Annotated in this window: 22 protein-coding genes; 9 read left to right on the forward strand and 13 right to left on the reverse strand. The window is 33.1% G+C overall.

Annotation, left to right across the window (positions count from 1 at the left end; all coding sequences use genetic code 11):
• Positions 1-47: 47 nt before the first annotated feature.
• Entirely contained in the window at positions 48-2504 is a 2457-nt protein-coding gene (locus CELLY_RS08330; protein ID WP_013621225.1) for a zinc-dependent metalloprotease, read from the reverse strand.
• Positions 2505-2669: 165 nt separating this feature from the next.
• Between CELLY_RS08330 and CELLY_RS08335 the strand changes: the two genes are divergently transcribed.
• The gene (locus tag CELLY_RS08335; protein WP_013621226.1) at positions 2670-3695 is read left to right on the forward strand and encodes a YiiG family protein; all 1026 of its coding nucleotides are present in this window, start codon (positions 2670-2672) and stop codon (positions 3693-3695) included.
• Between the two features lie 4 nt (positions 3696-3699).
• Here the strand turns inward: CELLY_RS08335 and nadD are convergent, their stop codons facing one another.
• The 6 genes from nadD to CELLY_RS08365 all read right to left on the reverse strand — a co-directional run bounded on the left by nadD (position 3700) and on the right by CELLY_RS08365 (position 8570).
• On the reverse strand, positions 3700-4287 hold the full coding sequence (gene nadD / locus CELLY_RS08340) for a nicotinate (nicotinamide) nucleotide adenylyltransferase (RefSeq protein ID WP_013621227.1): 588 nt from the start codon (positions 4285-4287) through the stop codon (positions 3700-3702).
• Between the two features lies 1 nt (position 4288).
• The gene (gene gmk / locus CELLY_RS08345) at positions 4289-4882 is read right to left on the reverse strand and encodes a guanylate kinase (RefSeq protein ID WP_013621228.1); all 594 of its coding nucleotides are present in this window, start codon (positions 4880-4882) and stop codon (positions 4289-4291) included.
• Positions 4882-5739 carry a YicC/YloC family endoribonuclease gene (locus tag CELLY_RS08350; protein ID WP_013621229.1) on the reverse strand — a complete coding sequence of 286 codons (858 nt, stop codon included), beginning with the start codon at positions 5737-5739 and terminating at the stop codon, positions 4882-4884. The genes gmk and CELLY_RS08350 overlap by 1 nt, the downstream gene beginning before the upstream one ends.
• A 183-nt stretch (positions 5740-5922) precedes the next feature.
• The gene (locus tag CELLY_RS08355) at positions 5923-6732 is read right to left on the reverse strand and encodes a 3-keto-disaccharide hydrolase (protein WP_013621230.1); all 810 of its coding nucleotides are present in this window, start codon (positions 6730-6732) and stop codon (positions 5923-5925) included.
• Positions 6733-6734: 2 nt separating this feature from the next.
• The gene (locus CELLY_RS08360) at positions 6735-7493 is read right to left on the reverse strand and encodes a 3-keto-disaccharide hydrolase (protein ID WP_013621231.1); all 759 of its coding nucleotides are present in this window, start codon (positions 7491-7493) and stop codon (positions 6735-6737) included.
• A 24-nt stretch (positions 7494-7517) separates the two neighbouring features.
• Entirely contained in the window at positions 7518-8570 is a 1053-nt protein-coding gene (locus CELLY_RS08365) for a sugar phosphate isomerase/epimerase family protein (RefSeq protein ID WP_013621232.1), read from the reverse strand.
• Between the two features lie 178 nt (positions 8571-8748).
• Here CELLY_RS08365 and CELLY_RS08370 point away from each other — a divergent pair, with 178 nt between their 5' ends.
• Positions 8749-9210, forward strand: a complete 462-nt coding sequence (locus CELLY_RS08370) for an ASCH domain-containing protein (protein ID WP_013621233.1) — start codon at positions 8749-8751, stop codon at positions 9208-9210.
• Between the two features lie 71 nt (positions 9211-9281).
• On the opposite strand, the gene CELLY_RS08375 is transcribed toward CELLY_RS08370, so the two are convergent.
• A complete protein-coding gene (locus tag CELLY_RS08375) occupies positions 9282-10418 on the reverse strand; it encodes a Gfo/Idh/MocA family protein (protein ID WP_013621234.1) in 1137 nt (378 codons plus the stop codon).
• A 26-nt stretch (positions 10419-10444) separates the two neighbouring features.
• Entirely contained in the window at positions 10445-11434 is a 990-nt protein-coding gene (locus CELLY_RS08380; protein WP_013621235.1) for a sugar phosphate isomerase/epimerase family protein, read from the reverse strand.
• 133 nt (positions 11435-11567) lie between these two features.
• Between CELLY_RS08380 and CELLY_RS08385 the strand changes: the two genes are divergently transcribed.
• Genes CELLY_RS08385 through CELLY_RS08395 form a run of 3 tightly spaced genes read left to right on the forward strand, consistent with a single transcriptional unit; the run spans position 11568 to position 14862 of the window.
• A complete protein-coding gene (locus CELLY_RS08385) occupies positions 11568-13286 on the forward strand; it encodes a GMC oxidoreductase (protein WP_013621236.1) in 1719 nt (572 codons plus the stop codon).
• Positions 13286-13933 carry a gluconate 2-dehydrogenase subunit 3 family protein gene (locus tag CELLY_RS08390; protein ID WP_013621237.1) on the forward strand — a complete coding sequence of 216 codons (648 nt, stop codon included), beginning with the start codon at positions 13286-13288 and terminating at the stop codon, positions 13931-13933. The genes CELLY_RS08385 and CELLY_RS08390 overlap by 1 nt, the downstream gene beginning before the upstream one ends.
• 11 nt (positions 13934-13944) lie before the next feature.
• Complete coding sequence (locus CELLY_RS08395; RefSeq protein WP_013621238.1) at positions 13945-14862, forward strand: hydroxypyruvate isomerase family protein; 918 nt, start codon at positions 13945-13947, stop codon at positions 14860-14862.
• A 524-nt stretch (positions 14863-15386) separates the two neighbouring features.
• On the opposite strand, the gene CELLY_RS08400 is transcribed toward CELLY_RS08395, so the two are convergent.
• The 3 genes from CELLY_RS08400 to CELLY_RS17060 form a co-directional block, all read right to left on the reverse strand.
• Positions 15387-17864: a ribonucleoside-diphosphate reductase subunit alpha gene (locus tag CELLY_RS08400; RefSeq protein WP_013621239.1), complete on the reverse strand. Its 2478-nt coding sequence runs from the start codon at positions 17862-17864 to the stop codon at positions 15387-15389.
• Between the two features lie 115 nt (positions 17865-17979).
• Positions 17980-18966, reverse strand: coding sequence for a ribonucleotide-diphosphate reductase subunit beta (locus tag CELLY_RS08405; RefSeq protein ID WP_013621240.1), 987 nt, complete (start codon positions 18964-18966; stop codon positions 17980-17982).
• A gap of 508 nt (positions 18967-19474) precedes the next feature.
• On the reverse strand, positions 19475-19639 hold the full coding sequence (locus CELLY_RS17060) for a hypothetical protein (RefSeq protein WP_161633457.1): 165 nt from the start codon (positions 19637-19639) through the stop codon (positions 19475-19477).
• 240 nt (positions 19640-19879) lie between these two features.
• Between CELLY_RS17060 and CELLY_RS08410 the strand changes: the two genes are divergently transcribed.
• Positions 19880-20614: a LytR/AlgR family response regulator transcription factor gene (locus CELLY_RS08410; protein ID WP_013621242.1), complete on the forward strand. Its 735-nt coding sequence runs from the start codon at positions 19880-19882 to the stop codon at positions 20612-20614.
• A 7-nt stretch (positions 20615-20621) separates the two neighbouring features.
• Positions 20622-22589 (forward strand): tetratricopeptide repeat protein, encoded by a 1968-nt coding sequence (locus CELLY_RS08415; RefSeq protein WP_013621243.1) that lies wholly within the window; start codon positions 20622-20624, stop codon positions 22587-22589.
• Here CELLY_RS08415 and CELLY_RS08420 read toward each other — a convergent pair.
• Positions 22569-23156: a DUF3109 family protein gene (locus CELLY_RS08420; RefSeq protein WP_038505728.1), complete on the reverse strand. Its 588-nt coding sequence runs from the start codon at positions 23154-23156 to the stop codon at positions 22569-22571. The genes CELLY_RS08415 and CELLY_RS08420 overlap by 21 nt on opposite strands.
• 123 nt (positions 23157-23279) lie before the next feature.
• On the opposite strand from CELLY_RS08420, the gene CELLY_RS08425 reads away from it, so the two are divergent.
• Positions 23280-23861: a MarC family protein gene (locus CELLY_RS08425; RefSeq protein WP_013621245.1), complete on the forward strand. Its 582-nt coding sequence runs from the start codon at positions 23280-23282 to the stop codon at positions 23859-23861.
• A 12-nt stretch (positions 23862-23873) separates the two neighbouring features.
• The gene (locus CELLY_RS08430) at positions 23874-24074 is read left to right on the forward strand and encodes a hypothetical protein (RefSeq protein ID WP_013621246.1); all 201 of its coding nucleotides are present in this window, start codon (positions 23874-23876) and stop codon (positions 24072-24074) included.
• Positions 24075-24121 lie beyond the last annotated feature (47 nt).

Genomic DNA, 24121 nt, shown 5'->3' on the forward strand with positions numbered 1-24121 from the left:
GGGTAATTTATACAAATTACCCCTCTTTTTATGTGTAGTGCTGTGTTTTATTTAGCTTCTAAAGCTTGGTCTATTTTAGCAATAGCATCTTCATAATGGTAGCGTGTAACAGTATTAATACTTCCATTTTTTGCTACTTTTAATTTAGAGCGTAAGGTTTTTAATTCTCCTCTAACTAAAGAGCTTACATCAGATGTGGTAACATTAAAACTAGATCTGCTGCTATTTTTTGCATTTAATAATGTTCCCATACGTTCTAAATATGTACGTTGTAAGTTTCTACGGTAAATATCTGCGCTTTTACCAATGTAAGCTTCTTTCCATATGCCTTTACGTAAGTCAGACAACATTTCTAAAGCGCTGTAGTATGTTTTGTTTGTGGTTTCTGCATCTAGCAGCCTACCAATGCGGTCTGCGCTTAAAACACCATTTAAATGTCTTGCTTGTACTTTACGTAAATTTTCTGGGTAGCCAGCATAATCTATGTTTTGTAAAATGGCATTATCTACTAACCATGATTGGGTGCTAAACACATTGTCTTGTAACCATTTCATAGACTCTTTTTGCTTAGTTTTGCTTAAAGGTGTATACACGGGACCATTTTGTTTTGGTGTTTTTAAGTTTTCAAAAACACCACCAATATTGGTTACTACATGGCCTGCGTATCTACTATAAACACCTAATAATTCTCCGTATAATTCTTCTAAATCATCATAGTTATTTGTTTGGTCAGATGTCCAATTACTAAGGTTTTTTGCTACATATTTAAGGTTTTTTACTCCGTATGAGCTTGCTTTAACTGGATCATCTCCTAATCCTTCAGTTTGTGATTGAGGATCAAAACGGCTAGACTGTCTTCCAAATTTATAAATAGGATTGTCTGCTTTTTCTAAGATCCATTTACTTAAAGTAGGTACTTCTGCTTCAGGAGAATTAGCCGCTAAATAACGATAACCCCAGTTTGTAACATAATGGTCATAAGGTCCCATTTGTCTAATAAATCTAATGTTTTTATCTCCTGGTTGCGCAATATAATTGTAGCGAGCATAATCCATTATACTAGCAGCAATACCATTTTTTTGAGTAAATTCTCCATTACGTAAAGAGTCTACAGGATAAGCATAACTTGCAGCCATATTGTGAGGGTAACCTAATGCATGGCCAACCTCATGTGCTATAACCATACGCATCATATCTCCTATTTCTTTAGGTTTGGTGTTAAGTGTTCTTGCATTAGGGTTAGCAGCACCAGTTTCTAATAAATACCTGTTTCTGTAACTACGTAAATGGTTGTGGTACCAAATAATATCACTCTCAATAATTTCTCCGCTTCTTGGGTCAGATACACTTGGGCCAACTGCATTTCTTGTTGTGCTAGCAACATAGCGTATCATAGAATATCTAATGTCTTCAGGGCTAAATTCTGGGTCTTCTTCTGGTGTAGGAGCGTCTCGTGCAATTATTGCATTTTTAAAACCAGCAGTTTCAAATGGTTTTTGCCAGTCTTCAATACCTTGTTTAATGTATTCTTTTAAATTTTCAGGTGTACCAGGATCTAAGTAGTAAACAATTGGTTTTATAGGCTCTACCAATTCTCCTCTTGCATATGCTTCAGGGTCTTTTGGTTCTAACCTCCAACGTCTAATGTATGTTTTTTTATCTGCTTTTAGCTCGTCACTACCAAAATCATACTGACTAACAGTAAAAAAGCCAACCCTTGGGTCAAAAATACGTGGTTGCATTGGTTGCTCTGGTAACAAAATCATAGACTGATTTATTTGTAAGCTAATAGATTCTGTTGCTCTAAGTGTAGATGGTTCTGATGCATTAAAAGTAAAGTCTTGTTTTACTTCTATGTTTTCAGGAAAACTTTTAACACTGTTTATAAAACTACGTTTTGGATCTAATCTTTTTACTTTGTATGTTTTTCTTAATCTGCTAGATAGTCCGCTAATTGCAGGTACATCTGTGTTAAATAATGCAGTTACGTCTACAACAACACTTGTAGAGTCTGTGTTAAAAGCTTCTATGTCAAAAGCAAATAGGGTAGGCTCATAGTTGTTAACTTTTACAGATGCACTTATTGCTTTGCTGCTATCTGCAACATTATCATAAGATTTTGCTTTAAGTAAAATTTTGTCTTGAAAACGAACCCAATGTACTAATTGCTCATTGGTTTTAGAGCCGGCATTCATATATCCGCCGCCAAGTCCGGTAGGTATTTTAGCTATTCTAGTAACCCAAAGCATATCTTTGTTTAGCTTGCTAAAAGGTATTTCGTATAAATACTTTTTATCAACCTTATGCACTGTAAAGAGACCATTGTCAGTAACGGCATCTTTTGTTACAACCTGACTGTAATTTTTAATGTCTCCTTTTTTTTGTTTTTGAGCAGGAGCTGTTTGTTCTGTTTTCCCTTTTTTAGATTTTTTTTTCTTTTGGGCAGTTGTGCTAGCAGCAGAAAATAACGATGCTGCTATGCAAAATAAGAGTATTTTTTTCATTAGTGGTTTGTTAGGGCTACAATATAATAAATGTAGAATTGTATGTTTGTTAGTGAAAAGTTAATATAATAATAGATTGTTCATAACAATTATAAATAATCACGGTATGCCGTGATAGTTAACATAATAACTTTGTTTATTTTTGCACCACATTAAAAATAAGAAATGAAAAACTACCTTGTACATACCTGTTTAATTGCTTTTGTATTTGTAAGTTGCAAAAACATAAAGCAAGAAAAGGATGACAAGGGTATGGAAACGGTAACTAGTTCTTTAGAACCGTTTTCTTCTGATGAAAAAAAACTTGTAGTTAGCACTATTAAAGACGCATATAACTCTACAGAATTTGTGGTGAAATACAATAACTACATAGAGTTTTTTAATACTTATGATGATAAAGTACGTAAATCTTACGCTAATTACTTAAGTTGGGTTAACCAAAAAGAGACTAGCGGAACTACAAATTTAAAAAGTAAAATTGGTTTACCTTTAGAAGAGTTAAACATTTTAAAATCTACCATAGTTCATAGTCCTGCTATAAAAAAGGTAGATGCCAATATGCTTTTGGTGTACAAAACTGCAGAAATTTTATACAATACTATTTTAGAAGTAGATGCGTATTATAAAAAAGGAATTGTAGAGTCTGTAGATGTTAATAAAACTAAAAAGCTTCACATAAAATTGCTAGAAGCTTACCGTAATTACTTTTCTACTTTTGATGATATGTCTATTGTTTTTTACAGGTTGCAAGACGATGTTGAAAAGTATAAAAAAGAGAAGTATAAAGAGCAAGAGTTGGTAGTGCAATACAATTTATTTACTGCTATAAATGCTACAGAGGCTATTTTAAATGAAATTGGAGGTAGAGATGTAGACGGACTTTTAACTTTAGATTTTACGGTAATTAACCAAAAAATAAAAGAGCTTAGAGCGGCATATGTTGCATTAGAAGGATTGAAGGAAAACCAAGATTTAATAGTAAAAGAATTTGGTAAGCCTATGCCAGTTGTTACTAATTTTACCAACCATTTAGGAAACATTTTAATGGGGTTAACTAGTTTAAAATTGCGAATTGCTAATAATGATTTTGATTATGGTAAAGATCATCCAAACATTGCTGCAGACGGTTCTCCTTTAAAACTAGAGCTAGAATTTATAGCTATGGTAAACGAATACAGAAGTATAAATTAAGTATTTATCTGTAAAAATTCATCTCATCCATATACTTAAAAACAGCGGTAGGTAATAAAGGCGTAATGTTTTTACCTAATTTGTGATTTTTACGAATAAACGTAGATGAGATTTCCATTATAGGAGCATCTGTTACCATTTTTATTTTAGGGTTATTTTTAAATTGATGGTCTATTGTGCCAGAAGAAACCCTAGGGTACACATAAATATTGTGGTTTTCTAAAATAACCTCGTAGTTTTTCCACTTATGAAGACTTTTTAGGTTGTCTTCTCCCATTATTAATGAAAAATCGTAACCATTTGGGTACTTCTCTAGTAAATGAGCTAAAGTATGTACCGTATAATTGGGTTGTGGTAAATTAAACTCTATGTTAGATGGTTTTAGTTTAGGGTATTCTTCTGTAGCCTCTAAAACCATTTGGTACCTGTGGTGATTGCTTAATAAAGATTGTTTTGTTTTAAACGGACTCTGAGGTGTTATTACAAACCAAACTTCGTCTAAATCTGTAAATTCTACTAAGTGGTTTGCTATAACTAAGTGTCCTAAATGTATTGGGTTAAAGGTTCCAAAATACAACCCTACTTTCTTCATTTTACGCTTCTTTTTCTGGGTTTGGTTTGCTTATAAAATCTTCAACCAGTTTTTCTGCTTCAGCTAAAGCAGTGTCTAAATCGTAATTTTTAATAACGGTATCAAATTGTGGAGCGGTAGCTAATTCTACAGATGCTTTTGCTATACGCATATTAATTTTATCGTCGCTTTCTGTGCTACGCTTTTTTAACCTAATCTTAAGCTCGTCTATGCTAGGTGGCTTTACAAAAACTGCCAGTGTTTGTTCTGGAAATTTCTTTTTTATACGCAATCCTCCAACAACATCTATGTCAAAAATAACGTTTTTGCCTTCAGCCCATAAACGTTCTACTTCTGTTTTTAGTGTTCCGTAAAAGTTATCTCTGTAAACCTCTTCCCATTCTAAAAAATCATCGTTTTTTATATGGTTTTTAAATTCAGATAATGATAAAAAATAGTAGTGTTCGCCATTTTTTTCTTTTCCTCTTTTAGGTCTAGATGTTGCAGATACTGAAAATGCTAGGTTTAAGTGTTTTTTACCTAATAAATGTCTAACTATAGTTGTTTTGCCACTACCAGATGGTGCTGAAAATATGATAAGTTTGCCGCCTTTCATTATAAAACATTTAGCATTTGTTCTTTAATTTTTTCAAGCTCGTCTTTCATTTGCACTACCAACTGTTGCATTGGCGCATAATTAGCTTTAGAGCCAATGGTGTTAATTTCTCTACCAATTTCCTGAGATATAAAACCTAATTTTTTTCCGTTAGAGTCGGCAGAGTTTATTGTAGTTGTAAAGTAAGATAAGTGGTTTGCTAAACGAACTTTTTCTTCTGTAATGTCATATTTCTCCAAATAGTAAATAAGTTCTTGTTCAAACCTATTTTCGTCTATATCAGTCTTTAGGTCAGATACAGCTTTTTCTAAACGTTCTCGTAATGCAGTTTGCCTGTCTGGATCTATAGCAATTACTTGTTGTAGCAAGCTTTCTAATGAAGTAATACGTTGTTTAAAGTCTTGTTCTAAAACAGCGCCTTCTTCAGTTCTAAATACGTTAATTTCTTTTAAGGCTTCTACAAGTGTATTTTGTATTGCTTTGTACTCTTCAGCGTCAATCTCTTCACGCTCTGTTTTCATAGCATCTGGTAAACGTAAAGCCATTTCTAAAAGCTTAACATCATCACCTTCTGCTATGTTTTTTAATTGTTGCATGTACTGCTTAACAATTGCTTCATTTATTTGTGATGAAGTATCTGCTCCAGTACTTTCAATATAAAGATTAAAGTCTATTTTACCTCTTTGTAAGCCATTAGCAATAGTTTTGCGTAACTCCAATTCTTTCTCTCTGTATGCAGATGGCATACGTGCATTTAAATCTAAACTTTTGCTGTTTAAAGACTTAATTTCAATAGTAATTTTTTTTGATGGAAGTTGCACTACGTGTTTTCCAAATCCGGTCATGGACTGAATCATATATTGTAAATTTTATGCAAATATAATTAAACTATACTAGTTGAGGCTACCAGTCTATTCTAATAACGCTATTTCACTAGTTTGAAAACAAATGATAGGATAAATACTTTAATTTTCTGATTAAAGTAAAAAATTCTGCCTAGTTGTAATAGACAGAATTTTTCTGGTTTTAAAGAAGTGTTATTAGAGTTCTCTTACCCAAATATTTCTATAGCTAACCCTGCTGTTGTCTCCGTGATCTTGCAATCTTAAAGGGGCTTTACCGTGAGCTTCGTTTTTAGGCCATCCAATGTAAGGTGTTGTGCCTTTAATTTCTACATGGTCTAAAACTAGAATTCCGTTGTGTAAAAGTGTTAGTGTCCCAGATTTTATTTTTTTACCAGCTTTATTAAATTCTGGTGCGTGGTACACAACATCATAAGTGTTCCACTCTCCAGTAGGTACAGATGCTTTTGCAAGCGGAATATGTTGTTTGTATATTGAGCCAACTTGTCCGTTTACATAAGTATCATTATTGTTGTTATCTAGTACTTGTATTTCATACCTATCTTGAAGAAACACACCGCTATTTGCACGGTTTTGTCCATCTCTTAAAATTTCTTTAGGAGACCTCCATTCTATATGCAGTTGTATACTGCCAAATTCCTTTTTTGTTTTAATGTCTCCAGATTTATCTTTTACTGTAAAAAAACCATCTTCTTCATTAACATCCCAAGGGGCTGGTTTGCCATCTGTGCCAACCCATTGGTCTAAGTTATTACCGTTAAATAATACAATAGCATCACTAGGAGCGGCATTATTTTTTGCAGGTGTAACTGTTGCTGGTACTGGTTTGTATAATTCTGTTTCTTCAGGTTTTGTAGGTTCTGTGCCACTGTATTCCTCGTGGATTATGTAATCTACTTCAGATTTGGTTTCAGGGGTTTCTACTGTTGCTTTCTCTTGGCAGCTAATAATTAGAAGCCCTAAAAGAGACCAGATAATTTTTTTCATGCTTAATTTAATTCTTTAATTTTTATGTTTCTGTATGATACCACATCACCGTGGTCTTGTACGCCAATTTTACCTGTTTTATATTTAGCAAAACCATCCCAGCCGTTAAATTTAGAATTCTCTAGTAAGGAGTTCCATTCTTCTCCTTCTAAAGGAAATTCTGCTACCGTAACACCATTTAAAACAGAACTACCTTTGTTGGTGTTGTGGTTAATTGTAATAACTGTTGTATTCCACTCTCCAACTGGTTTTGTTGCGTCTTTACTAGGAGCAACTAAATCATATAAAGCACCAGCTTGGCGATCTGTTCCGTTTTTTGCATCAGGGTGTTTTTGGTTGTCTAGCACCTGTACTTCTAAACCTGTTTCATAAGGCTGTCCGTATGTGCCATCATCTTTAATTCCCCAAAAAATACCACTATTTCCTCCTTCAGATATTTTCCAATCTATAGACAATACAAAATTTGTGTATTCTTTTTTAGAAACAAGATTGTAATGGGTGTCTTTAGGTCTGTTTGTTGGTGGATGAAAAACTAGGGCGTCACCTTCAATCTTCCAATTTTCAATAGCGTTATCGTTTCCGTACAATTTTAAATTGTCAAGGTTACTGCCATCAAAAAGCACTGTCCATTCATTTTTTGTAGGTACTTCTTTTATGGTGTTTTCTGCAGTAATTTCTTTTTCTTTTGTTTCTTGGGTTGCTTTGTCTTTGCAGCTAAAAGTTAATGCAGTTAAGCAGCTTATTAATACTAATTTTTTCATAAGTAGTTATTGTTGTTTGTTATTTTAAATGCCTAACATTTTTTTTAGCAACTCTTTATCTGTACCAGTTTTAGCAAAATCATCAAAAGTTTTTTCTGTAGCTTCAATTATGTGGTCTTGTATAAATTTAGCACCTTCTGTAGCACCTTGCTCAGGACTTTTAATACAGCATTCCCATTCCATAGTAGCCCAAACATCGCATCCGTATTGGGTAAGCTTAGAGAAAATAGTTTTAAAATCTATTTGTCCGTCTCCTAAAGAACGATACCTTCCTGCCCTGTCTTTCCAGTCATTATAACCACCAAAAGCACCTTTTTTGCCTGTTGGGTTAAACTCAGAATCTTTTACGTGAAAAGACTTTATGTATGGATGGTAATGGTCTATAAAAGCAATATAATCTAGTTGTTGTAGTACAAAATGACTTGGGTCATACAAAATATTTACACGTTTGTGGTTGCCTGTAGCTTCTAAAAAACGCTCAAAGGTATCTCCGTCATGAAGGTCTTCTCCTGGATGAATTTCATAGCAAACATCTACATCTTCTTTGTCAAAATGGTCTAGTATAGGTAACCATCTAGCTGCAAGTTCTTCAAAACCAAGTTCTACTAAACCAGGAGGTCTTTGTGGCCAAGGGTGCATTGTATGCCATAACAAAGAACCAGAAAAAGTAGCGTGAGATTTAATACCTAATCGCCTACTTGCAGTACCAGCTTTTTTAACGGTTTCTATTGCCCATTCTGTTCTTGCTTGTGGATTTCCACGTAAATGTTCTGGTGCAAAACCATCAAACATTACGTCATAAGCTGGGTGTACAGCAACCAATTGTCCTTGTAAATGAGTAGATAGTTCTGCAATTTCTAAACCATAAGAATTTACTTTTGCTTTAAGTTCATCACAATATTCTTGGCTATCTGCGGCCTTGTCTAGGTCTATTAAAAAAGTTTCCCAAGTAGGTATTTGTATACCCTTATACCCAAGGTCTGCTGCCCATTTGCATAATCCTCCTAAGGAATTAAATGGAGCTTTACTGTCTACAAATTGTGCTAAAAATACCGATGGACCTTTTATTGTCTTCATTTTATGTAATTTAATGCTATATTTAACGTTTAATTTTTAAGGCTATAAAGAAGAATAACCCAAGTTATAAATATAATAATTTGTAAACGATTTGGGGTAGCTTTTTATACGAATTGAGTGGTTTTGTGCGACGAACAACATAAAAACCGTATTGGACTAAAAATATAAATTTATATCTGTGGAAAACAATAAATCGGCTAAGAATTTATGGGGAGATTATTTAGATAAGCATTTGGAAGATGCTTTTGTAAAAGACCCTAAAGTAGAACATTTCTGCGATAATGAAAAAGATGCAAATGAGTGTGCTACACTGGTTGTTAAAGGAATAAAAAAGGCAACTACGCACTCTTTACTTGGTTTGCAATTGCGTAATGAATCCTTACCAAAAATAGGTGATTTTAGAATTGTTACCGACTGGAGTGGCCAAGCAAAATGTATTGTGCGTACTACGGCTGTTAAATTAAAGCCTTTGTTTAGTATTGACGAAAGTTATGCGCAGAAAGAGGGTGAGGGAGATAAAAGTTTATCGTATTGGAGAACTACACACGTAGATTATTATACAAGAGAATTGGCAGAGTTTAAACGTAAGCCCACAGATAGTATGATAGTTGTTTGTGAGGAATTTGAAAAAGTTTTTTAAACTGGCACTACATTATATCAAAAAGCCACACTTTTAAAGTGTGGCTTTTTGTTTTTATATTGGTGTATTAGTTAATCTAAATCTATCCAAACATTTCCTTTTTGGTGAGAGGTTACGCTACTTTGTATAAAGTTAAGACCACGCACGCCATCTAACATTGTTGGGAATTCCCCATCATTGTACTTTTCACCTCTTACAGCTCTGGCAACGCCTAAATAAATGTTAGCCATTGCATCAAAAATACCTTCTGGATGCCCTGGAGGTAATTTGGTTCCGTCTAAAGATAAATCAGAGTTATAAGCGTGTCCTGGTTTGTATACCTGCAAAGGTTTATCATCACTCATAACATACAGATAATTTGGGTTTTCTTGCTCCCATTTTAACCCGCCTTTGTTCCCGTAAATTTTAATGGTAAGTCCGTTTTCTTCACCTGTAGCTATTTGGCTAGCTCTAATAATACCTTTTGCGTTACTGTTAAAACGAACAAGAGCTGTACCGTCTATGTCCATTTTATTATCATCATATAAATAATTTAAATCTGATAATAAAGATTTTATTTGCATACCAGTTGTGTACTCTATCATATTAAACGCGTGTACACCTATGTCTCCCATACAACAGCTAATACCAGATTTTTCGGGATCTAAACGCCAAGTGCTGGCTCTTTTATCCTTTTCATGAATTATAGGGTTTATCCATCCTTGGTAGTATTGCGCATCTACTTTTTGAATGTCTCCTATAGCACCAGCTTTAATCATTTCTCGCATTTGGCGTACCATAGGGTAGCCAGTATACGTATGTGTAACGGCAAAAATTGTACCTGCTTTTTCTAAAGTAGCTTGTAAAATTTTAGCCTCTTCATAAGTGGTTGTCATTGGTTTTTCGCAAATAACATGAAAGCCATTTTCTAATAACTTTTTAGCCATAGGAAAATGTAAAAAGTTAGGAGTAAGTATAGAGCATACTTGTATTCTTTCTTCTGCAGGTAGTTTTAATTCTTCCTCAATAAGTGTGTCAAAATCTTTATATATTCTGTTGGTAGGAATATCTATTTGTTTTGCAAAACTTAAGCTATCTTCTAAATTAGGATTAAAAACAGCACCAGTAATTTGGTAATTGTCATTAATAAAAGAAGCAACCCTGTGTAAAACACCAATTAAAGAATCTCCACCGCCACCTAGAATTCCTAGTCTAATTTTTTTACTCATAAAAGTATCTTTTAAGGCTTATTTTTTTATTTTAAGTTTTTAGATGCATTAATTAGTAAGTCTCTGGTAGCAATAATACCTTCTTCTTCACTTTTTTCTTCACCTTCATATTCAACCCCAATAAAACCAGTATAACCAGCATCTTTTACAATTTGTAACATTTTGGCATAGTCTATTTTCGTTTCATTTCCTTCTGCATCAAAATTGTAAGACTTAGCACTAACTGCTTTTGCATATGGCATTAATTCAGTTATCCCTTTGTAAATGTCATACATATCTTCACAGCTACCATCTTCTGCTTTTTTAATACAAAAGTTTCCAAAATCTGGTAATGTACCAACGTTGTCCATATTAACTTTGCTCATTACTTCAGAAAGTAATTTTCCATTAGATGACAATCCGCCGTGGTTTTCTACAATAACATTTATATTATGTTCCTTAGCAAAAGTGCCAAGTTGTGTTAATCCATCTACAGAGCTGGCAACCCATTCTTTTTCTTCTGTAGCACCTGCTAAATTTACGCGTATGGCGTGGCATCCCATTTCTGCGGCAGCTTTTACCCATTTGTAATGAGCTTCAACAGTTTTTTTACGTTCAGCGGCATCTGCCAAAGCAAGATCTCCTTGTCCGTCTACCATAATTAAAACATTTTTCATATCATGTTTTTTAGCAGCTTCATTAGATTTAGCTACAAATTCTGCCATAGCCTCATCAGAATAATTTGCCTCCTTAACATCATTGTAAAGAGCGCTAACATATTCTAAACCAGTAAAACCTAATTTTTTCGCGTTCTCAGCAAAATCATAAGGATTTCCGCCATCAAAAACTTGCTTGTGTAGCGACCACTGCGCTAAAGACAACTCAAAAAATGGTTTTTTTTCGTCTACTTTAGTTTTCGCAATTTCTTCTTTTACTTCTTCGGTTTTTTTAGGAGCATCCTTACATGATGCAAAACAAAAAACAAGTAAAACTAATGGATATTTTACACTTTGTTTAACTAGGTTTTTAACTTTCATTTTTTAGATATTTAATTTTTAGGAATTTACATCAACTATAACGTTATAGTACGTTAACCTCAATATTTACAGGGTTTAAATGTAGAAAATTTATTTTATATTTGAGAAAATTATCAAATAAACAACGCAAAGAATGGGCAAATTTTATTATAACGAAGAACAAGAGTCTTATGATGCTATAGTTGTAGGAACTGGTATAAGTGGCGGATGGGCTGCTAAAGAATTATGTGAAGCTGGTTTAAAGACTTTAATTTTAGAAAGAGGTAGAATGGTAAAACATAGGGAGGATTACCCTACCGCTTTTAAAGAGTCTTGGGATTTGCCAAATAACGGAGCCATTTCTCCGGAAGAGAAAGCAAAACAGTTAAAGCAATCTAGAACTGGTTATACTACAAATGCAGATACTAAGCATTGGTTTGTAAATGATTTAAAGCATCCTTACAATGAAACTAAGCGTTTTGACTGGATGCGTGGTTACCACGTAGGAGGTAGATCTATAATGTGGGGTAGGCATAGTTACCGTTGGAGTGATATAGATTTTGAAGCTAATAAAAAAGATGGTCATGGTGTAGATTGGCCAGTGCGTTATAAAGATATTGAGCCTTGGTATGAAAAGGTTGAGACATTTATTGGTGTGTCTGGAGAAAGCTTGGGTTTACCCCAACTACCAGATAGTAAGTTTGAGCCAATGATGCCATTAAATTGTGTTGAAGAAAAATTAAAGGAAAGCGTTGCCGAGAATTTTAACGGCCGTGTTATTACTGCTGGTAGAGTTGCCCACATTACTAGTGATAAAAAATTTGCAGGAGACGGAAGATCTAAATGTCAATTTCGTAACCGTTGTAGTAGAGGGTGTCCGTTTGGAGCTTATTTTAGTAGTAACTCTTCTACCTTGCCTGCTGCTGAAGCTACAGGTAATTTAACGTTAAGGCCAGACTCTATTGTTTATGAGGTTATTTATGATGAAGAAACTAAAAAAGCAACAGGAGTTAAGGTTATTGATAGGGTAACAAAAGAAAAAATAGAGTTTAAAGCAAAAGTAATTTTCTTGTGTGCATCGGCTATTGCTTCTACAGCTATATTAATGCAGTCTAAGTCTGATACTTTCCCAAATGGTATGGGTAATGAGTCAGATCAATTAGGTAGAAACATTATGGATCACCATTTAGGTTGTGGTGCAAATGGTAAGTTTGATGGTTTTGAAGATAAATACTATAAAGGAAGAAAAGCTAACGGTGTTTATATTCCTAGATTTAGGAATTTAGGAGGAGACACAGACCGTAAAGATTTTATTAGAGGCTATGGTTACCAAGGTGGTGCAAGTAGAGGTAACTGGCAAGAGGTAGTTGCAGAAACGGGTTATGGTAAAGATTTAAAAGATGTTATTTTAAAACCTGGTGGATGGACAATGGGTATTATGGGCTTTGGTGAAGTATTACCTTATGAAGATAACAGGTTTACATTAGACTATAATAAGTTAGATGATTGGGGATTACCAACTGTTACTTTTGATGCTGAGTTTAAAGAGAACGAACTAAAAATGCGAGAAGACATTAAAGAACAGGCTGCGGCAATGTTAAAATCTGCAGGATTTAGAGATGTTAATGTTTTTGATAATTTAGGAGCTTTAGGCCTTGGAATACATGAAATGGGTACTGCTCGTATGGGTCATAATCCTAAAACATCTGTATTAAACAAATACAACCAAGTGCACTCTGTACCTAATGTGTATGTAACAGATGGGTCTTTTATGACATCGTCTTCATGTGTTAATCCATCATTAACATATATGGCTTTTACTGCAAGAGCAGCAAACCACGCTGCAGAACAAATTAAAAAAGGATTATTATAATGAATAGAAGATTAGCACTTAAGAACCTAGGTTTGTCATTAGGCTATGTTGTAGCTACGCCAACCTTAATTAGTATTGTACAAAGTTGTAAAAACGATAAAGGTGTTGCTTTTGCTCCAGAATTTTTTTCAGAGGAAGAAGGTAATGTTGTGATAACCTTAATGGATATTATTTTACCAAAAACTGATTCTCCTTCTGCATCTGAAGCAAATGTGCATATGTTTGTAGATCAATATATAAATGTATCTAATACAGAAGAAGAAAAAGCATTGTTTAAAGCTAAAATGGCTAGTTTTTTATCATTAGCTAAGAGCAAATCTGGTAAAGATGCTGTAACAGATATTACAGCTGAAGAGTTAGAAAGCGCCTTGGCAAGTTGTTTAAAATTATCTGAAGAGCAAATTAAACAACAAAATATTACGATGCGTAATTATAATAATGCTATTGCCAATGGAGAAGTGGCCGAATTAGATATAAACTCTGGAGCTATTGCTTTTGCTCATGAGCTTAGGGGGTGGACAATTAGAGGCTATAAGGCTACGGAAGAAATAGCTAAAAACTTTTTAGCTTTTGATCCTATACCGGGTAAATATGTTCCTTGTGGTACTACAGAAGAGTTTACAGGAGGTAAAGCTTGGGCTTTATAATAATTTATTAAATGAAAAGGAGAAGCTTTATACAAAAATCGGCATTAACTACAGGTGCATTAACTTTAGGTACTGCTTATGGTTACGGGGCTGGTTATAACACAAATGCTAAGCACGCATTTAATTTAAAGTATGCGCCTCATTTTGGAATGTTTTCTAACCACGCAGAAAGTTTAGAAGATCAATTGCGTTTTATGGCAGATGAAGGTTTTACTGCTTTAGAAGATAACACAATGCTAAGTCGTAATGTGGCAACACAAACCAAACTTGCCAAGACAATGCAAAATTTAGGCATAGAAATGGGCGTTTTTGTGGCGCATGAAATTTTTTGGAAAAAACCTAGTTTAACTTCTGGTGATTTAACCATTAGAGAAAAGTTTTTGTCTGATATTAAAAGATCTGTTGAGGTAGCCAAGCGTGTTAATGCAAAATGGGTTACTGTGGTGCCAGGACACGTAGATTTAAAGCAGTCTATGGGTTACCAAACTGCTCATGTAATAGAGTCTTTAAAGCAAGCAGCAGCTATATTAGAGCCTCACGGAATTATAATGGTGTTAGAGCCGTTAAATTTTAGAGATCATCCAGGGTTGTTTTTAACAGAGTCTCCGCAAGCTTATGAAATTTGTAAGGCTGTAGATTCTCCATCTTGTAAAATTTTATTTGATATTTATCACCAGCAAATACAAGAGGGTAATTTAATACCAAATATGGAAGCAAGTTGGGATGAAATTGCTTACATACAAATTGGTGATAACCCAGGAAGAAAAGAACCTACTACAGGAGAAATAAATTATAAAAATGTATTTAAATTTATTCACGATAAAAAATTTACTGGTATTTTAGGTATGGAGCACGGCAATTCTAGACCTAATAAGGCTGGTGAACGTGCTGTTATAGAGGCTTATAAAACAGTAGATAGTTTTATGTAAAGATTAGGTTTAAAATATTAAAAAAGCTATGTGTATGCATAGCTTTTTTTGTTTTTGAAACTCTCAAATTGTGTTAAAAATTGTAATTTCAAGTTAAATTCTCTAAATATTTATCGATTAAGTGCGCTTTTATTTGGTTGTATGTAAACTTTTTGTATTTTCATAACGTATAAATAACAAAAGGGTAATGTTTAAATTGTTATTCTTTAGAAAATACATACTACTATGGAGAATTATTTTATTTTATTAATTGTGTATACATCTGCATTAGTGTATTCTACAATTATTAGACCTAGACTTAGAAAAGAATAGCTATGGCTATTGCATAGCTTTTATATAGATTTTAAAAGCATCATTAAATCTACTATTATGGTAGTGTTTAATGATGCTTTTTTGTTTGGTATAGTTGGTAAAATAATATTAAAAAAATAAAAAACCTCAAGCTATGCCAAATTAGGGGAGGGCATAGTTGAGGTATTTTTTTTCTCGTCCATAACGAGAGGTGTTCATAAAGCTTTACGCTGTTATGAGCCGCACATTAAACAATCGTCATCTGCTTGGCCAGCTTTAGCTTGTTCTATAAGTGCTTTCATTTCTGCTGCACTCATTGGTTCTACATCTGAATCTGCAGGTGTAGGGTTTACTTTTAACTCTGTTGCAGTTGCTTTAGGTGCAGCGCTAACTGCAGCTAACTTAGGCTCTGGAGCCTCAACAACTGGTTTCTCTTTTTTCTTGCTGTTGTCTACTGTAAATTTAATTGCATCTGCAGCAGCCTTAGTTCTTAAGTAGTACATACCAGTTTTAAGTCCGCTTTTCCATGCGTAAAAGTGCATAGACGTTAACTTAGAGTAGTTTGCATTTTCCATAAATAAGTTTAAAGACTGACTTTGGTCAATGAAATATCCACGGTGTCTAGACATATCAATAATGTCTTTCATACTTAACTCCCAAACTGTTTTGTATAGTTCCTTAATATCTTCAGGAATAATATCAATATGTTGTATAGAGCCGTTAGCACGCATAAGCTCTTGCTTTAGGCTCTCGTTCCAAAGCCCTAATTGTACTAAATCTTCTAATAAATGCTTGTTTACAACAATAAACTCACCAGATAATACTCTACGTGTATAAATATTAGATGTATAAGGCTCAAAACATTCATTATTTCCTAAAATTTGAGATGTAGATGCTGTTGGCATAGGAGCAACTAAAAGAGAGTTTCTAACTCCGTTTTTTAGTACGCTTTTACGTAATTTTTCCCAGTCCCATCTACCAGATAATTCATCATCCTTAATACCCCATAAGTTATGCTGAAAATCTCCTTTAGATATTGGAGACCCTTCGTAGCTAGAGTATGGCCCATCTTCTTTAGCCATTTCCATAGAAGCTGTTACGGCAGCATAGTATAATGTTTCAAAAATCTCTTGATTTAATTTTTTTGCCTCATCACTAGTAAAAGGCATACGCATCATAATAAATGCATCTGCTAAGCCTTGTACACCTAAACCAATTGGTCTGTGGCGCATGTTAGAGTTTTCTGCTTCTACTACTGGGTAGTAGTTACGGTCTATTACTGTGTTTAAGTTTCTGGTAACACGTTTTGTTACACGGAAAAGTTCTTTATGATCAAACTCGCCATTTTTTACAAACATTGGTAATGCAATAGAGGCAAGGTTACACACAGCAACTTCATCAGGAGCAGTATACTCCATAATTTCTGTACATAAGTTAGAAGAACGTATGGTACCTAGGTTCTTTTGATTGCTCTTGCGATTTGCTGCATCTTTATATAGCATATAAGGTGTACCAGTTTCTATTTGAGATTCTAGTATTTTTTCCCAAAGATCACGAGCTTTAATTGTTTTTCTTCCTTTGCCTTCTGCTTCAAAGGCTAAGTATGCCTCTTCAAACTCTTTATCATGCTTTTTGTATAAGTCAGGGCATTCATTAGGGCACATTAATGTCCAATCTGCGTTAGCTTCAACTCTTTGCATGAATAAATCTGGAATCCACATTGCATAAAAAAGGTCACGCGCACGCATTTCTTCTTTACCGTGGTTCTTTTTTAGATCTAGGAACTCAAAAATATCTGCATGCCATGGTTCTACATAAACAGCAAAGCTACCTTTACGTTTTCCTCCTCCTTGATCTACATAACGAGCCGTGTCATTATAAACGCGTAGCATTGGCACCACACCATTAGATGTACCGTTTGTACCTGCAATATAAGAGCCTGTAGCTCTTACATTGTGTATAGATAAACCAATACCACCAGCAGACTGAGATATTTTAGCAGTTTGCTTTAATGTGTCATAAATACCATCAATACTATCATCTTGCATAGCAAGTAAAAAGCATGAAGACATTTGTGGCTTTGGAGTACCAGAGTTAAACAATGTTGGTGTAGCGTGTGTAAAATATTTTTTAGACATAAGTTCATATGTCTCTATAGCAGCATCTAAATCGTTTAAATGTATACCAATAGAAACACGCATTAACATATGTTGCGGGCGTTCTGCTATTTTACCGTTAAGTTTTAATAGGTAAGAACGTTCTAAGGTTTTAAATCCAAAATAATCGTAGCCAAAATCTCGGTTGTATATAATAGTAGAGTCAAGTTTTTCTGAGTTGTCTTGTATCACTTTAAAGACTTCGTCAGATAAAAGAGGTGCTTTTTTACCTGTTCTAGGGTTTACATATTCATATAAATCTTTCATTACCTCAGAGAAAGATTTTTTTGTGTTTTTGTGTAAGTTAGATACAGATATACGTGCAGCTAGCTTGGCGTAGTCTGGGTGAGTGGTTGTCATAGTAGCTGCAATTTCAGCTGCTAAATTATCTAACTCAGATGTTGTTACACCATCGTATAAACCTTCTATTACACGCATAGCCACTTTTAGTGGGTCTACTAATGCGTTTAAGCCATAACAAAGCTTACGAACTCTTGCCGTAATCTTGTCAAACATTATTAATTCTTTTCTGCCGTCTCTTTTTACTACATACATGCTACAATTGTTTTTAGTGATACGTTGGTTAGGTCAAGTCTTGTGAGACTCAACAAATTGGTTATTTATAGTGCTTTTTTTAGAAATTTATTCTAAAAAATAAAAGGGTTAAATTTTAAAAATCTGCGTCAAAGCTAATTTTCTGTGCGTCGTCACCATCATTATTGTTGGCAACTCCAGATTTTTGGTACTCGGCTACTCTTTTTTCAAAGAAGTTTGTTTTTCCTTGAAGAGAAATCATATCCATAAAGTCAAATGGATTTGTAGAGTTGTACACTTTGTCACAGTTTAATTCTACTAATAAGCGGTCTGTTACAAATTCTAAATATTGTGTCATTAATTTAGAGTTCATGCCAATTAAGCTTACAGGTAAAGATTCTGTAATAAATTCTCTTTCTATATCTAATGCGTCTACAAGTATTTCTGTAATACGTTCTTTAGGTACTTTATTAATTAAATGGTGGTTATGTAGGTGAACAGCATAATCACAATGCATACCTTCATCTCTAGATATTAATTCGTTAGAGAAGGTTAATCCTGGCATTAGGCCTCTTTTCTTAAGCCAAAATATAGAACAGAAAGAACCAGAAAAGAAAATACCTTCTACTGCAGCAAAAGCAATTAAACGCTCTGCAAAGCTTGGAGACTCTATCCATTTTAATGCCCAATCTGCTTTTTTTCTAATAGCAGGAAAGTTTTCTAATGCGTGAAATAAAATATCTTTTTCTTTTTCATCTTTAACATATGTATCAATTAACAATGAGTATGTTTCCGAGTGTATGTTTTCCATCATAATTTGGAAACCATAAAAGAATTTTGCTTCTGCATACTGTACTTCGCTAACAAAGTTTTCTGCTAGGTTTTCATTTACAATACCATCAGATGCAGCAAAAAATGCTAGTATATGTTTAATAAAGTAACGCTCGTCGTCATTTAATTTATTTTTCCAATCATCAAGATCAGCGTGTAAATCTATTTCTTCAGCTGTCCAGAAACTAGCTTCACATTTCTTATACCAATCCCATAAATCGTTGTGTTTAATAGGGAAAATTACAAATCTGTCTTCGTTTTTTTCTAAAATAGGTTCTATTGCTGCTGACATAATTTAAATCTGGATTATAACTGTTTTAAAAATTTTAAGGAGAATTGACCCTTAAACCTTGGGGGACTACAAAGATTGTAAAATGTAGCCACATGGTAAAGGGCTTTTGCGGCTTTTAGGCTATAAGTTTTTAACAGTAATTGTTGACATGTGTCCTCGCCAGTGATGTTTATTGCCTTTGAAGAATTTATATGTTTTTTTAGTTTTTTAAACAGAAAAATGCTGTAAAAAAATAAACCAAAAAGTATATTATTTAGAAGTGTTGTTTGTGAGTGAAGTAGCAATTTATGACGCACCAAACTTTACGATTCTGACTTTAATACAAACAAAAATGAACTATTATATGATTCAGGTAGTTCCCCCCGAAACCTTTAAACCATTTGCAATAAAAACCATTTAACGTTTTATTAAAGCAGGCTGCTTAACGCAGTTGTGTATTCTGTTTTTTTAATACACGTCCTTTAGAATCGTAAACTCTTAGTTTGGTGGTATCATAAAATTAATTTTGTTATTTATTTACTGTTGTTGCTAGTAAAGAATCTGCGTTTTTATCTGTTGTAATTAAAGCAGCCTCTTGTTTTTTGTCTTTTGTTGTTGTTTTGTTGTTTTCTATTAGCGCGGCAATAACTATAGTAATTACTAATAGGCTAAACATAAAAATGCATTTTTTCATAATTCTGTAATTGCTTTTAGGTTTACTTTATAAATGTTGTATTACGCACATCTAATACATTGCTAATTTATAATCATTTACTAATCTATGCGTTAACAATGTATAGATGGAGAAAAAAAATGTATAGTTTGTATGAAAATCAGCTTTTTTAAGCAATTAACACGTAATTTTTAACCAACTACACAAAAAAAATATTGTTTTAAACATTGTATTGTACATTTACTATTCTAAATCTTTGTTATGATAGAAGCAGTTGTAATTGACGATGAAATAAAAGCCATACAGAGCTTAACTTGGGAGTTAACCAACTTTAGTGATGAAATTAAAGTGGTAGCTTCTTTTACAGACCCTTATGAGGCCCTTAATTACTTAGACGGAAATATACCAGATTGTGTTTTTTTAGATATAGAAATGCCAATTATGGACGGGTTTCAGTTTATGCAAAAGGTGAAAGACAGAGAATATCCTATTGTAATTACCACTGCATACAACCAATATGCTATTAAGGCTCTTAAAAATGAAGCTATAGATTACTTGCTAAAACCTATAGATACAGATGACTTAAATGATACTATTGTTAAGATTAAAAAATACAATCAGAAAAACGATACCATTGAGCGTTTGGAACGATTGCTTTTAGGATTTAATTCTAATAAAGCAAATAAAAGGATTACTATAAATACAGACGGAAAGCTTATTTTTTTAAATAGTGATGAAATTATGTATGCTGAGTCTGATGGTAACTATAGTACACTATATTTAGATGATGGCAATAAAGTTGTATTAACAAAAAAACTTAAAGAGGTTGATGATATGCTTACCTTAGAAAACTTTTTTAGGGTGCATAACTCTTACATTGTAAATGTAAATAAGGTAAAAGAATTTATTAAAACAGATGGTTACTTGGTGTTGCAATCTAACGACAGAATTCCTGTGTCTAGACAAAAAAAGTCTAACTTTTTAGATTTGCTTTAATTTGGTTATGACTTTTAAATTAAAAAACAACATAATTACTACAAAGCAATTACTACATATTTTATTAATGTGTGTTTTATGTTTGCTTAGTGCAGAAGTAAAAGCACAGACTACACTTAGTAAAAAAAGTAAACAAAAAATAGATAGTTTAATACTTGCAAAACCGCAAACTTATGACCAAATAAATACTGTTGTTAAATACAGTAAAAAGGATACTTTATTGTTAAGGTATTTTGCGGCTAGGGCAGATAAAAGTAAGTATTTTGTAGGTGCATCTTATGCTTATAATCAATTAGGAACGGTATACAGAAATTTATCTCAATATAAAAAAGCAATACAATTGCATAAACTAGGTTTAGAGGCATCTACATTAGCAGACAATATAGAGTTTAAGGTATATAGCTTAAATATGTTGGGTGTAGACTACAGAAGAATAGATGCAATACGTACCGCTTTAGATTATAACCAACAAGCCTTAGAGCTAGCAGAAAGTGTAAAAAAGCCTAGTAAAGATTTAAAACGAAGTATTAATGTATCTCTAAATAGTATTGGTAATTTATACCATAGTTTAGAACAGTATAACTTGGCTATTAACAGGTATAATGCATCTTTAAAAATTGAAGAAGAGTTGGGTAATAAGCTTGGTTTAGCTATTAATTACCAAAATATAGGAGAAGCTTTAGAGGAACAAGGTAAATTAGAGGAAGCCTTGGAAAAATACAGAACTTCATTAGCGTATAATGAAGAAATAGACTCAGACAAAGGGCAGGTAATTTGTAATAATAGTATAGCTCAAGTTTACCTAAAACAGAATAAAACTAAAAAAGCCATTGTGCTTTTAGAAACTGCTTTAGTTGGCGCCAAACAAATAGGAGATAAGTACATTACTGCTTTTGTAGAGGCAAATATGGGTTGGGCTTACATGCAGTTAAATAAGATTGAAAAAGCAGAGAACCACATAAAAAGGAGTTTAGAAATTGGTAAAGACCAAGGTATACCAAGAATAATTGCTTTAGGAACCAAAAGATTGTCTGAGTTAGAGCAATTAAAAGGTAATCATGATAATGCTTTAACCTACTACAAAAGAGCTATAGAGTTAGAAAAAAAAATTAGTAGTACTAGAAACATACGTTATGCCAACGATGTTATTTTAAGGTACGAGAATGAAAAAATTAATAATGAAATAGAAAACCTTAGGAAAGACAATGAAATAGTAAAGTTAAAGCTTAAAAAGAATAGAGCTACTTTACTTATCATAGGTATTTCTTTAGTGTTATTAATGGTTGTTTTGTTTGTCTTTTACAAGCAAAACCAATTAACCAGCGATAAAAAAATGCTCACGCTAGAGCAAACTATGCTGCGTAGCCAAATGAACCCTCATTTTTTATTTAATTCTTTAAATTCTATTAAGCTTTACATTATTAATAATGAAAAGAAAAATGCGGTGCATTATCTAAATAAGTTTTCTAAACTAGTTCGTAAAATATTAGAAGCATCCTCATTAAGAGAAATTTCATTAGAAGACGAGTTAGAAACCGTTAGCTTGTATATGCATATAGAAAACATTAGATTTTCTAATAAAATAGATTTTACGGTAGATGTTGATAGGGATGTAGATGTAAACCAAGTAAAAATACCATCACTAATTCTTCAACCTTTTTTAGAAAACGCTTTATGGCATGGGTTATCATCTAAAAAAGGGAATAAAAAAATACACCTTCATATCTCAAAACAAGATGAAGAGTTTATAATAATTCGTATAACAGATAATGGTATAGGCAGAGCGGCATCAGAAAAAATTAAAGAAGCCAAAGTGCTTAAAAGAAAATCTTTAGGTATAGATATTACAAAAGAACGCTTAAAAAACTTTTCTAAAGACTATTTAAACTCTTTTAAAGTAGAGTTTATAGACTTAAAAGATGAAGGTAAAAAAGCTTTGGGTACAGAAGTTATTTTAACTATTCCCATTATTTAACTTGGTGTATTCTTTTGCTACCAAGTCTAATTCATTATACCAATCTTCTCCAAACTTTCTAATTAAAGCTTCTTTTACAAACTTGTAAATAGGTACTTTTAATTCTTGACCTAATGAGCAAGCTGTATCACAAATTTCCCATTTGTGGTAATTTACACCTGTAAACTCTGTGTATTCTCTTGTTCTAACAGGATATAGGTGGCAAGATACCGGTTTTTTCCAGCTGGTAATGCCTTCGTTGTAAGCATCTTCTAATCCGCATTTAGCTGTTCCGTTATCAGAAAAAACCACATAAGCACATTCACTTCCATTTACTAAAGGAGTTTCCCACTCACCATCTTCTCCTTTAACAAAAGCACCTTGCTCTTCTATGGCAGCAATACCTTCTGGCCTTAAAAAAGGCTTAACATCCTGGTAAATATTTACCAATATTTCCGTTTCCTTGTCATCTAAAGGAGCGCCAGCGTCACCGTCTATGCAGCAAGCGCCTTTGCATGCCGTTAAATTGCAAACAAAATCGTTGTCAATAATTTCTTCAGATACTATAGTTTTTCCTATTTGAAACATATGCGTAATATAAGATTGCAAAGATACTTTTTTAACGTTAATAAGTTGTTATTTTTAATTTTAGTAATTTAAAACCGTTTTATAAAGTGTAAGTTTGCACCGATTTTTAAAAAAAGTTAAATTATGCCTTCTAGTTTTTTTGATTTTAAGGAGATTGTTACTGCTAGTATGATTCTTTTTGCGGTAATAGATATTATTGGTAGTATACCTATAATTATTAGTTTAAGAGCTAAAGTTGGACATATACAGTCTGAAAAAGCTTCGTTAGTAGCTACTTTAATTATGGTTGCTTTTTTGTTTGTAGGTGAAGAAATACTTGGCCTTATTGGTATAGATGTAAACTCTTTTGCCGTAGCGGGTTCTTTTATTATCTTTTTTATGGCAATAGAAATGATATTGGGTATTACACTTTATAAAGATGATGTTCCTGAAACGGCATCTATAGTACCAATAGCTTTTCCATTAATTGCGGGTGCTGGTACAATGACGTCTTTATTATCTTTACGAGCAGAATATCACGTACAAAATATAATTGTAGCTATCTTAGTAAACATACTTTTTGTTTATATAGTGTTAAAGTCTTCTAAAAAAATAGAAAGAGTACTGGGAAAAAGCGGATTAAATGTAATTAGAAAAGTTTTTGGTGTAATTTTGCTTGCAATAGCAGTAAAACTATTTGCAGCAAATATTAATGAACTATTTTAAATAGAAGTTAAAATGAATAAAGTAATATTTATAATCTTGTTTTTAATAGCAGGATTGCTAATTGGGTACAACGTAACTCAGATAAATTTTGAAGATCCACTAAACGGCCCAAGCACTATTGCCCTTATCTGTATTGTTGCAGCTTTGTGCGCTATTGTGTTGTTGGTAATTTTTATGATCTCTAAAAAAATTCAGGATAAAATAAAAGAATAGCTTTTAGCTAAAAAAAATTAAAAGAAAAAGGCGCCATTTATAGCGCC

Source organism: Cellulophaga lytica DSM 7489 (assembly GCF_000190595.1).
Lineage (GTDB): Bacteria > Bacteroidota > Bacteroidia > Flavobacteriales > Flavobacteriaceae > Cellulophaga > Cellulophaga lytica.